Source organism: Phenylobacterium montanum (assembly GCF_018135625.1).
Taxonomy (GTDB): Bacteria; Pseudomonadota; Alphaproteobacteria; order Caulobacterales; family Caulobacteraceae; genus Poindextera; species Poindextera montana.
In genome coordinates this window covers 2,781,939-2,793,877 of sequence record NZ_CP073078.1, presented here as the reverse complement: position 1 = coordinate 2,793,877, position 11,939 = coordinate 2,781,939, and the positions used below count along the sequence as shown (strand labels likewise).

10 protein-coding genes are annotated in these 11,939 nt (G+C 65.1%); all 10 read left to right on the top strand.

All coding sequences use genetic code 11. The annotated features are described in order from the left end of the window. Positions 1–100 precede the first annotated feature (100 nt). The 10 genes from KCG34_RS12545 to KCG34_RS12500 all read left to right on the top strand — a co-directional run bounded on the left by KCG34_RS12545 (position 101) and on the right by KCG34_RS12500 (position 11,763). Entirely contained in the window at positions 101–1,018 is a 918-nt protein-coding gene (locus KCG34_RS12545; protein WP_211935988.1) for a LysR family transcriptional regulator, read from the top strand. A gap of 147 nt (positions 1,019–1,165) precedes the next feature. After that, positions 1,166–2,281, top strand: a complete 1,116-nt coding sequence (locus tag KCG34_RS12540) for an FAD-dependent oxidoreductase (protein WP_211935987.1) — start codon at positions 1,166–1,168, stop codon at positions 2,279–2,281. A 20-nt stretch (positions 2,282–2,301) separates the two neighbouring features. Then, positions 2,302–3,204: a VOC family protein gene (locus KCG34_RS12535; RefSeq protein WP_211935986.1), complete on the top strand. Its 903-nt coding sequence runs from the start codon at positions 2,302–2,304 to the stop codon at positions 3,202–3,204. A 5-nt stretch (positions 3,205–3,209) separates the two neighbouring features. Beyond that, positions 3,210–4,367 (top strand): alpha/beta hydrolase family protein, encoded by a 1,158-nt coding sequence (locus KCG34_RS12530; protein ID WP_211935985.1) that lies wholly within the window; start codon positions 3,210–3,212, stop codon positions 4,365–4,367. A 38-nt stretch (positions 4,368–4,405) separates the two neighbouring features. After that, the gene (locus tag KCG34_RS12525; protein ID WP_211935984.1) at positions 4,406–5,479 is read left to right on the top strand and encodes a Rieske 2Fe-2S domain-containing protein; all 1,074 of its coding nucleotides are present in this window, start codon (positions 4,406–4,408) and stop codon (positions 5,477–5,479) included. A 483-nt stretch (positions 5,480–5,962) separates the two neighbouring features. Beyond that, positions 5,963–6,799 (top strand): hypothetical protein, encoded by an 837-nt coding sequence (locus tag KCG34_RS12520; protein ID WP_211935983.1) that lies wholly within the window; start codon positions 5,963–5,965, stop codon positions 6,797–6,799. A gap of 638 nt (positions 6,800–7,437) precedes the next feature. Continuing rightward, positions 7,438–8,721, top strand: coding sequence for an Rrf2 family transcriptional regulator (locus KCG34_RS12515; RefSeq protein ID WP_211935982.1), 1,284 nt, complete (start codon positions 7,438–7,440; stop codon positions 8,719–8,721). Positions 8,722–8,852: 131 nt separating this feature from the next. Next, positions 8,853–9,758: an MBL fold metallo-hydrolase gene (locus tag KCG34_RS12510; protein ID WP_249138010.1), complete on the top strand. Its 906-nt coding sequence runs from the start codon at positions 8,853–8,855 to the stop codon at positions 9,756–9,758. Next, a complete protein-coding gene (locus KCG34_RS12505; RefSeq protein ID WP_211935981.1) occupies positions 9,749–10,435 on the top strand; it encodes a YceI family protein in 687 nt (228 codons plus the stop codon). The genes KCG34_RS12510 and KCG34_RS12505 overlap by 10 nt, the downstream gene beginning before the upstream one ends. Positions 10,436–10,449: 14 nt before the next feature. Then, positions 10,450–11,763 carry a YceI family protein gene (locus KCG34_RS12500; RefSeq protein WP_211935980.1) on the top strand — a complete coding sequence of 438 codons (1,314 nt, stop codon included), beginning with the start codon at positions 10,450–10,452 and terminating at the stop codon, positions 11,761–11,763. Positions 11,764–11,939 lie beyond the last annotated feature (176 nt).

Sequence of the window (11,939 nt, the reverse complement as noted above, 5' to 3'; positions counted from 1 at the left end):
CTTCGCGGGCGGCTTTGTTGGGAGGAGGCTATGCAACCGATATGCATTTGCCAAATTTGTTGTTTAGATCATTATCAACTCGTTTTATGGATAGGTAGCTGTGCGGTTCAAAGGCCTCGACCTCAACCTTCTCGTCTGCTTGGACGTGTTGCTCGACGAGCGCAGCGTCTCGGCGGCGGCCCGGCGTCTGCACTTGAGCCAACCGGCGACCAGCGCCGCGCTCGCTCGCCTGCGCGAGTTCTTCGACGACGAGATCCTCGTCGGGCTCGGCAAATCGATGTATCCGACCCCCTTCGCCGAGGGCCTGAGGCCGCAGGTTCGCGAATGCCTGAAGGTCGCCGACGGCATCGTGAGCTCCTCGTCGGTTTTCGATCCTGCGACCTCGCAGCGCGCCTTCCGCATCATCGCCTCGGATTCGGTGACCAGTTCGATTCTGGCGCCGCTCCTGTCACGCCTGGCGAGCCTTGCGCCCCGGATTGGCTTCGATCTCATCTTTCCCGACCCGGCCAGTCAGGCCGAATTTCAAAGAGGCGATGTCGACCTCCTGATCAGCCCGGAAGGCTTCATGGTCGACGAATACCCCACCGAGCTGTTCTTCGAAGAGCAGCACGTCATCGTCGGATGGCGCGACAACCCCCTGTTCCAGGGCGAGGTCACCGAGGAGAAAATCTTCCGCTGCGGCCACGTGGCGGTGGCGATCGGGCCTCAGCGCATCCTGAGCTTCGCCGATCGGCAGGCTGAACTGCTCGGTCGGTCGCGCAGGGTCGAGGTCAGAGCCGCCTCTTTCGCCATGGCGCCCTTGTTTCTGGTCGGCAGCGAGCGACTGGCGATCATGCATGGGCGGCTGGCGGAAACCATGACCCGGCAATTCCCGATCGCTTATGCGCCTCTGCCGTTTCCGTTTCCGCCTCTGCGTCAGATGATCCATCACCATCCCTCGCGCGCCAATGACGAAGGCGTGCGCTGGCTGCTGCAGGAGCTTCGCATACAGGCGCAGCGGCCTAGACCATTTACGTGATGGATGAGTTTCCATCTGATCAATCGATTTTACAAAGGGTGATCGAGCTCTAGCCTCCTATCGCTAGGAAGGGCGCCACGACGCCCGGGTGGGAGGAGCAATGTCCATGGCGTCCGGTGTTCGCCTCGTCGCGTTCCAGGTGCGGCTTTGATCGCGCCCAAGGTCCTGATCATCGGCGGCGGCATCGGCGGACTGACCGCGGCGATTGCGCTGAGACGCCAAGGCGCCGTCGTCGAGCTGATCGAACGCGATCCTGATTGGTCGGTTTACGGCGTCGGCATCATCCAGCAATCGAACGTGGTCCGCGCCATGGCGCAGCTCGGCATCCTGGACGACTATCTGAACGCTGGCTGCGGCTTCGACTTTGTCGACATCTTCGCGCCGAACGGCGTGAGGGTGGCCCGAGCGCCGGCGCCCAAGCTGGTTGAGGGCTACCCGGCCAATATCGGCATCGGCCGCCCCGCTTTGCACAAGGTGCTGGGCGACCGCGCGATCGGTGCAGGCGCCAAGGTCAGGCTGGGCCTGACGGCGACCGGGCTCGAAGATGACGGGCGCAGAGTGCGCGCGCATTTCTCGGACGGATCGAGCGGCGAATATGACCTGGTGGTGGGGGCCGACGGCCTCTATTCGACGACCCGGACCGTCATCTTTCCGGGCGCCGAGGCGCCCAGGTTCACGGGCCAGTCGGTGTGGCGATATAATTTCGAACGTCCTGCCGATCTGGACAGCCTTCATGTCTACGACGGCCCGGTCGGCGTGGGCCTCGTGCCGCTCGCCTCCAGTCTGATGTACATGTACGTGACGACCGCCGAGCCGGGAAATCCGCGGTATCCACAAGAGGGCCTCGCCCGTGCGATGCGCAGCAAGCTCGACTGGGCGCCGCCGGCGATCGCCGTCCTGGCTGAGCAGATCACGGACGATGCGGGGGTCGTCTACAAGCCCCTCGAAACCCAGTTTTTGGCTGGCCCTTGGCACAAGGGGCGCATCGTTCTCCTCGGAGACGCCGTCCACGCAACGACGCCACACCTCGGCCAGGGCGCAGGCATGGCCATCGAGGACGCCATAGTCCTGGCCGAGGAGTTGGCTCGCGCCGAGGCCCCGGAAGCTGCGTTCGAAGCCTACCGCGCCCGGCGCTACGAGCGCTGCCGCTACATTGTCGACGCCTCGCTGGCCATCTGCCGCGGCCAGCTGGGCGAGGGCCCGCTGGTCGACAACGCCGTCGCGACCAAGGCGATGTTCGGCGTCGTCGCCCAGCCGATCTGACCCACTGACAGGAGCAAGAGATGAGCCGTGTGACCGAAATTCGCCACGTCGGCTATGGCGTGCACGATTTGCCCGCCGAGCGGAATTTCTATCGTGACGTCTGGGGGTTGAAGGAGGTCGCGGAAGTGGCCGGCGTGATCTATCTCGCCGCCGAGGGCCACGACGAGCCGTTTGTCGTCCGTCTTCGTGAAGCGCCGCATGACCGGATCGATTTGATCGCGTTGGCCGCCGAGACCCGCGTGGACGTCGACGTCCTGCACGAGGCGGTGGCGGCGGCTGGCTGTCGCATCGTCTTCCGACCCCAAGACCTGCAAAGCCCCGGCGGCGGCTACGGTTTCCGCTTCTTCTCCCCGGACGGCCTGCCGTTCGAGATCTCGACCGAGGTCGCACGAGGCCCTTCGCGTTCGCTGCAGCGATGGGAGGGAATCCCCGAGCGGATCAGCCACATCGTACTTCATTCTCCCGATCACAAGGGTCTGGTTCAGTTCTTCGTCGATGTCCTCGGCTTCCGGCTTTCGGATTGGCTGGGTGACTTCATGGCGTTCCTGCGCTGCAACCAATGGCACCACCGCATCGCCATCCTGCCCGGGCCGCCCTGCCTGAACCACGTCGCCTACGACATGCATTCGATTGACGACATGATGCGGGGGGTCGCGCGTCTGAAGAGCCAGGGCGTCGACATCCGGTGGGGACCGGGCCGGCATACCGCGGGCGACAATACGTTCAGCTATTTCGTGACCCCGAATGGTTTCGCCGTCGAATATACGGCAGAGCTCGAGGCGGTGGACTTCGACCGCCACGAGGCAAAGGTGCACAAGCCGAGCCTTCAGGTGATGGACCAGTGGGGGATCGGCGTCGGCGGGCCGCAGACCATGCCGCATCCGCAGGCCGATGCGGGCCTGTTCCAACCGACTGAGGTTTGAGGCGCATGGCCCTGTTCGACTATTTCCCCAACTATGTCTGGAACCTCTCGCTCGCCATCGCACTGGAAAGCGGCGGCAAGATCGGCGAGATCGTTGACATGTGCGCGCCGATCCGGGCCGCCGCAGAACGGGGCGAGGACGCCGGCACCGCCGAATTCATGACCGAGTGGGTCAGGATGGCGGACAAGCTGGCTGATCTCGCCGCTGAGGACGAAGCCCGTGGCCGAAAGTTTTCGGCGGGCGCCAAGCTCGAGCGCGCCAGTCTTTACTACCAGGTCGCCGAGCGCATGCAGGGTCATGGCCACCCCGGCCGCGAGGCCATGTACGCGCGCGCGCTGTCGACGTTCGAGGCGGCAATGAGCTTGGGCGGTCAGGCGGTGCGGCGTGTGACCATCCCCTATGAGGGAAAATCGCTTTCGGCCCTCTGGACCCCGGCGCCTGGCGAGGGCGCCAAGCCTGCGGTGGTCTATTGCAACGGGCTCGATAGCACCAAGGAGCTGCTCTATTTCTCCTTCCTGCCCCACGCTCTGGCCCGGCGAGGGATCTCCACCCTTTGCGTCGACCAACCCGGGACCGGTGAGGCCCTGCGCACGGAAGGCTTGCCGGCGACCCATGAGAGCGAACGCTGGGCGTCGAGATGGGTGGACTGGCTGCAGGCCCAGCCGGATGTCGATCCACAGCGGATCGGCATGACCGGCATTTCGCTCGGCGGCTACTACGCGCCGCGGGCCGTCGCCTTCGAGCCCCGCTTCGCCGCCGGCGCTGTCTGGGGCGCCAACCACGACTGGGCCGAGGTGCAGCGCAAACGTCTGCGCCGCGAGGGCGAGAATCCGGTTCCACACTATTGGGCCCACGTCCATTGGGTGTTCGGCGCAAAGGACATGGACGATTTCCTGCAGAAGGCGTCGGGCATGACGCTGGACGGCGTCATGGAGCGGATCAGGGTCCCGTTCCTGATTACCCATGGGGCCAGGGATCGCCAGATCGGCCTGGAATATGCCCACCGAAGCTTCGAACAACTGACGAACAGCCCGCACCGCGAGCTCAAGATCTTCACCGATCGTGAAGGCGGCGTCGAACACGTCGGCGCCGACAACATGGCCTTCGGCCGCGACTTCATCGCCGACTGGTTCGCAGACGCGCTGGGTGGCCGGACGGGGTGAAGCGCCGCAGCACAGGGCCGGTGATCGAGGAGACATGCATGGGCGTGAATGATCTTCCCACCGACTGCTGGTTCATGGCCGCCTGGAGCGCTGAAGTCGGCGCCGCTCTCCTGCGACGGCGCCTGTGTGGTGAGCCGATCCTACTCTACCGGCTGGAGGACGGATCCGTTGCTGCGCTCGAAGATCGGTGCCCCCATCGTTTCGCCCCGTTGAGCCGGGGGGAGCGCATCGGCGACACCGTGCAATGCGGCTATCACGGACTCACTTTCGACCGGACCGGCGCCTGCATCCGTAATCCATTTTCGGAGCACATTCCCAAGGGCGCGCGGGTGCGTACCTGGCCGACCCACGAGCGTGACGGGATCGTATGGCTGTGGATAGGGGGCGCCGAAGCGGCCGACCCAGCGACCATTCCGAACTTCGGCATGTTGATGGTGGACGGTACAGCGCCCATCACCGGCTACACGCCCATGGCGGCGAACTTTGAGTTTGGCGTCGACAACCTGATGGACCTCAGCCACATCGAGTTCGTCCACAAGGGTAGCTTCGCCGGCGCGGGGGTGATCTTCGCCGGCAATCACTGCATCCGGCAGGACGGTGAAACGCTGCATTCAAACTGGTGGATGCCGGACGTGCCTGCGCCTTCGCACACGACGGGTCGCTACCCGCCGGACATGCGCACCGATCATTGGCTCGACATGCGCTGGAACGTCCCGGCCAGCATGTATCTGCAGATCGGCGCCGCACCCGTGGGCCAGCCGCGCGAGGCGGGGGTTATTGTGCATCAGGCCCATATCCTGACGCCCGAGACGGCGGACACGGCTCACTATTTCTGGGCCACCACGCGCGCCGGTGATTTCGTCAGCCAGGAAGCCGACCACTTCCTCGAGCAACTGATGCGGCAGGCCTTCGACCAGGAGGACAAGCCGACTATCGAAGCGGCCTATGCCAACCTTATCGGCGCCGGCTTCTGGGATCGTCGCCCGATCTTCCTGGGCGTCGACCGTGGCGCTGCAGAAGCCCGAAGGATCTTGATCGAGCGCCGAACGGAGCGGACCGCGAACCCCTCGACGCCGGCAGCGGTCGAAGCTGGGCCCGCGCGCGCGAGATGAGCGACGCCTTGTAGGAGTTTGCCGTCAGACGCCGCCGGCTGGGCTGCGCCACAAAGTTCAATCGCGTGGACGGTCAATTGGCTCGTGCGCTTCATGGCCTGCTGGCTTTTTTGAAGCCCAATGAAACACCCTCATGCGGTTGTCACCTTCCTCTCAAATGGCGAGAGATGCATCTCACGGACAGGGTGAACGCAAGGACGGCAGATCAGCCCCTCAAGACGTTTTGAGACCAACTTTCAGTGTCCACGATTCGATGGCGAGGCGGACGTGGAACGGCTCATCGCCAATTGCTGTCTTCCCAAGTCGCCGGCACACGCCGGTGCCAGCCTCCAATAGCTGACATTGCGATCGGTAGGGGAGGCAGCGCGATGCTGTGGCAGGTCGAATGTGGAGTGGGGCATGAGCCTTGCTAATCGCCTTCGAGTTGACGCTGCGCCGGCTGTCTTACAAGTTCGGCTTGGAGTTTGGTTTCGGGGGTATTGCGTGAAATCCTTCGTTAGGGGCGCGCTCGCGCTGGCGACGCTGATATGCGCGGGCCTAACCCTTGCCGCGTGCGCGAGCAAGAAGCTGCCGGAGACCTTCACTTCGGCCGAGGACCGCGCAGTCTGCGCCACCCTGATCGGCGATCTGCAGGCGGGCGCCACAGGCGATGCCGACATTCTGAATCGGCTGAATCCTCAGCTTCGCGCCCAGTTCACACCGATGCTGCCGAAGCTGCATGCCATGACGCCGTCGGGACCTGGAGCCTCCAGCCGCATAGTGGATGCCAGTTTCAGGGCGGTCGCCAACAGCAGCGGTCAGCGTTGGCGCGACAGTTATCTGGCCTACGAGGTCGATCAGGGTCAGCGCCGCGCCCTGATCCGCTTCGAAATCATCCGCCAAGGCGGATCTGCGATCGTCAATACCCTCTATATCAATCCGCTCTACGTGGCCGCCGAGCGGCTGAACGCGTTCACCTTGGCCGGGCGGAGTCTGACCCAGTATGCCTTCCTGCTCCTGGCCGCGGCTTCGTTCGCCACGATCGTGGCATCCGAAGTCGTCCTGTTCCGAACCCCCGGCATTCGCCGCAAATGGTTGTGGGTGGTCGGCTGCCTGTTCGGCTACGGCCAGATCTGGGTCGACTGGTCCAGCGGCGGCGTCGGCTTCCAACTGATAAATATTCAACTCCTGGGCGCCTTCGCGCTCAAGGGTGGCCTTCTCGACCCCTGGCGGATCGGATTCGGCGTTCCCCTGGTCTCGATCGTGTTCCTGCTACGACGCCGGAGCCCTCTTGAACGCAGCGCCAAGCTCGACCATCAGCAGGCGACGGCGGCGTTCTGAACCGCCAGGGTAGAGATGCTGAGCGTCGGGTAAGCGGGAACTGTCAGGGAAGGCTCGTCGGCTCCATCAGAGCGGCAACTCGCCGTTCGCCAGGCTGGCCGGGGCTCGCCAGTTGCTGTCGTTAGGGCGGGCGGGCCTACAGCAGGGCCAGCTTCTCCATTGCCGACATTGGGTTCGGGCGGGGCGGCAGGCAAGCGCCGACGTCGGCGTGTCGACTGAGGATGGAGTATTGAGCGCCGAAGAGGGTGAGTGGCCCACAGCCATTCGGCGACTTTGGCGCACTCGAATCGAGCTGGGGATCGCTGACGCCGCATGGCGGTAACATTGTGCACGTGGCGTAGGATGACATCCAGCCGCCCGTCGTCGTTTAGGGCGGGCCTGCCCGGTGCCGAGCTCCATCGTTGACAGAGACGCCAGCCTGTTGCTTCACTGCGGTCATCCCTGTCAGTAGATATCGCAGAACGCAGGGCGAAGGGCGTCGCAGCCAGAGCCTTTTCCGGCGATCGGTTTAAGACGATGCAAGCAGCGCTGCTGCCAACGGGAGAAACGACATAGACGCCAGGGCTATGTCCGCCGCACGCAATTTGACGCCCAGTGGTCGGATGCGACATCGGCGAGCGGTTCAGGAATATGCGGCTGTGGCCGATCTCGGGCGCGAGGACGAGCGCGCCGGTCCGTCGATCGCCAGCGCGCTCGAAGACGCGTTGGTGGATCAGGGGTGGCCGTCGGGCCAGGTGTTTGGTCCTGAGCGGGTGCTGGCGAGCAATTTCGATGCGGCCGTTCCGCGATTGCGGCAGGCGTTGCGAATCCTGGAAGGCCGGGGCGTGTGCCAGATGAGGCGCGGGCCAGGGGGCGGGTTGGTGGTGCTTCCGCCGAGCCGACGGCAGGCGGCGGAACTGTTAGCTGACAATCTTCGCTGGACCGGAGCCACGGCGGCCGACGTCTGGAAAATGCGAGCCTGGTTCGAGCCGATGGCCGCCGCCGCGGCCGCCGATCAAGGACGCCTCGCCCGTTCCTTGTCTGACGCGAGCGGAGACCCGTGCCTCTCCTTGCTGCTTGAGTGCCTGGATCAGTTTCCTGGCGGGACGGACGAAAGCTCAAGCTCGGCGCGCGAGGCGCTTTGGCGGGCGATCGCCGAGGGGAGCGCGCGCTCGGCGGCGCAGATCGCGGCGGAGTGTGTCGCCCAGCGCCAGGCTCGAGCGACGGACCTGCCCTGGCCGCAGTCCGGGATCCGGCGCGTCGGCGCGGTCCGTTCTTCCAATCTGGCGAGTCAGCTTGCCCGCCGGATCGCTGTCGACATCACATTCGCTCGCTGCCGTAATCGAGAATGGCTGGGGGCCATCCAGCAGCTCTGCGATCGCTACCATGCCAGCCACGGGGTTATGGTGGAGGCGATCCGGATGCTGGAGGACGCCCAGGTGGTGGAAAGTCGGCGCGGGCGCGCCGGGGGCATTACCTTGCGCACGCCAGGCACGGCGGCGGTCGTCCCCCTCCTGCATGCCCATATCGCCGGATCGGGCGCCAGCGGGCGAGATGTCAGCGCGGCGTCGCGCCGGCTCAATGGGCTCGCGGCTCTGGAGGCTGCGGCCTCTGCGAATGACCGGGAGCGCTGGTCGCGCGAGGCGCAGCTTGTTCGGGTTGTTCCAGTCGAAAACGGCCATTTCACTTGGTTGCGGCTGCAACGCGAAATCTATGAAGCCGCCGGCAATCCAGTCTTGCATGCCTTCGGCTGTTGCTTCGCCGGCTACAACGTCCGGGCCCACGCTCCGGGCCGCGACCTCTCACGGCAGAATGGCGAGGCATTGCTGGAGATCTGCCATCAGCTGCTGCTGGCTCTCGCCCAAGGCGACGGCCAGGCGGCGGCCCATGGACAGAACGCCGGCCTCGACCTTCTACAGCGAAGGGACGAGCGGGCCGCCTAGTCTGCCAATTGTGCCTCCTTTTTTCCGGTTCCAGTTGCCTCTAACCGCCGAGCTCGGGCCGCCATCAGCGGCATAGGGTCGGCCGCAAGGGCGCGCAGCTGCGTCCTTGGGCCAAGCGCTGGGCGGTTCAGGTGGGACTGACACTCTTCTTCTCTCGGGTCGGCGCGTCGATCGCGCTCTGTCTGACCGCGCTTGCCGGAGCGGCCCAGGTCAAGGCCGCCCCGCTGAAGGTGGAAATCTACAATCCCGGTGAAAAGGGCGCCTTTCCCGTCTCATCCGAGATCATTTCGGGAAAGTCGGAAGTCCTGCTGGTCGACGCCCAGTTCCGGCGCAGCGACGCCGAGGCCCTGGTCGACCGTCTCAAGGCTACCGGCAAGATCCTGACCGCCATCTATATCAGTCAAAGCGATCCAGACTTCTACTTCGGGCTCGACACGGTCACGGCGGCCTTTCCCGGCGTGAAGGTGCTCGCCACGCCCCAGACCGTCTCCGCCATTCGCGCCAACAAGGACGCCAAGCTGGCCTATTGGGGTCCGATGCTGAAGGATCAGGCGCCCAGGGCGCTGATCGTGCCGCAGGCGATCGCGGGCGAAAGCCTGCGCATCGATGGCGAGGTGGTGAAGATCGTGGGGCTCGACGGACCTTCGCCTGACCGGACCGCCCTCTGGATTCCATCTGAACGGACCATTGTCGGCGGCGTGGTCGTATTCGCGGGCAGCCACGTCTGGATGGCCGACACCCAGACGCCCAGCGCCCGCAAGGCCTGGATCGCTGAACTGGACCGGATCATCGCCCTGAAGCCCCGCCGGGTCGTGCCCGGACACTTCATCCCCGGCGCCGACGACGCAAACGCCTTGTCGGTTCAATCGGTCAAGTTCACGCGGGACTATGTCCAGGCCTTCGACGAAGAAGCCGCCCGCGCCTCGGACGCAGCATTGCTGATCGCGGCCATGAAGTCCCGCTACCCGAGCCTTCCCGGCGAACCGGTCCTGGAGATGAGCGCCAAGGTCGCCAAGGGCGAGATGAAGTGGCCCTGACCATCGCCGGCGCCGGATCCCAGATTTTTTGCATCAGCGCCTTGCCTTGCAGGGCAGGAGAAATGAGCGTGCCTAGACCCCTGTACCTAAGCGTCATTGGCGCTGCCGCCGCCCTGATCGCGCAGAGCGCGGCGGCCGGCGTCGAGACGACCGACGCCGCCAAAATACCGGCGGGAGCCTATGAACTCGACCCGAGCCATGCCTCGGTCGCGGCGCGGGTCAACCATCTCGGCTTTTCCACCACCACGGTCCGCTTTCCAAAGGTTTCGGCCAGGTTCGTCTATGATCCTCTGCATCCGCAGGCGTCCCAACTCGACGTCACGGTCGAGACCGCTTCGCTGACGACGGATTGGCCGGAGCGGGACAGAGATTTGAAGTCCCCCGCCTTCTTCAATGTCGCAGCCTTTCCGACGGCCCAGTACACCGCAAACGCCCTGACGCCGCTCGATGCGAGCCATGCGCGTGTTGACGGCCAACTGACCCTTTTGGGCGTCACCCGGCCGGTCTCGATGGATGTCGCCCTGGTCGGCTCGGGCCTGGGGATGATGAATGATCGCCGGGCGGGCTTTTCGGCGCACCTGCAATTCAAGCGCTCCGACTTCGGCATGAAGACCTTCCTTCCCGCCGTGGGTGACACCGTCGATGTCGCGATCGACGCCGAATTCGCGAAGAAGTAGGCCGGCGGCATTTTATGACTCCCGAGCGCTATTCGCCGATCGCCATCGCGCTGCATTGGATCATAGCGCTGCTCTTGGCGCTTCAGCTCGGCCTTGGCTGGCGCATGGTCGGCTTGACGGCCGGGAGCGTCATGTTCGCCGCCTTTCAGCTGCACAAGAGCCTCGGGATTTCGATCCTGATGCTCTCGCTCCTGCGGCTTGCGGCTCGGCTGAAGCTGAAAAAGCCGGATCCGCCGGCGGGTTCCGTTGCGACCAGGCTGGCGGCCCGCGGCGTGCACGCCGCGCTCTACGGGTTCATGATCGCCGGGCCGCTCACGGGGTGGGCGCTGGTGTCCACCGCGCGGGTCAAGGTTCCGACGCGTCTGTTCGGACTTTTACCTTGGCCGCATCTGCCTTTGGACCAGGCTTGGCGCGGCCCCGCGGAGGCGGCTCATACTATGCTCGCCTTCGTGGGAGCCGGCTTGATCGTTCTGCACCTGGCCGGCGCCGTGCGTCACCATCTCGCAACAGCGTCCGGCGGTGTGATCGGCCGAATGGCGCCCGGGATTTCCACTGCGGCGGGCGAGGACAGGGCCGCATTGACGGTGGCCGCTCTAGCAACCCTGACCCTATCGGCGGTGTTCGCGGGGCCATGGTTGGTCTTCAGTCGCCCCTCTGCCCCTGCAATACAGCGCGCGGCGTTGGCGGCCGGTCCCGCCCCAGCCGCGCCAGCGCCTCGGACAGCCGATGCGCCGTCGTTCGGTCGAAGCCAGACGAATTCCTCCCGCGCCGGTGCGCAATTGGCCGCAGACGATCCGAGCCCGGCGCCAGTCGCCGCCTGGACAGTCGAAGAGGGTGGCCAGCTCGGCTTTACCGCAAGGCTTAACGGCGCACCGGTGGAAGGCCGGTTCGCAAAGTGGGCCGGCGATATACGCTTCAGTCCTGAAAATCTCCCGGCCAGCCGCATTGCGGTTCGTGTCGATCTGGCGTCCGGATCCACGGACGATGCTGAGCGCGATGCAATGCTGGTGGGCCCGAATTTTCTGGCTGTCGCCGATAGCGCCGAAGCCATATTTCGCTCAAGAAGCATCAAGCGGGTTGGCGGTGACCGGTACTCCGCCGCCGGCGCGCTCTCTCTTCACGGCGTTTCCCGTCCGGTTGTTCTCGACTTCACGCTGAATATCAGGGGCGAGGAGGCCTCCGTGTCCGGCGTCACGACACTCGACCGCACGACATTCGCCGTCGGCTCGGGTGATTGGGCGTCGACGGACCAACTGGCCGCCGGTGTCCAGGTGGCGTTCAAGTTCAAGGCTCGCCGGCAGGCTGCTCCCCAGGAGCGTCCATCATGAGCCCAGTTGCGTCTTCGATCGAGCAGGAGCGCGAGGACGCCTGGCGGCGACGAAGCGGCCATGGCTCGGGACGCGCATTCGCCAGACCACCGTGACGCCCGGCCCGTGATGGGATTTGAGCGAATCGGCAGGGTTTTCGATCTACCTTCATCAGGCGCTGCGACGGCGCTCGCCGA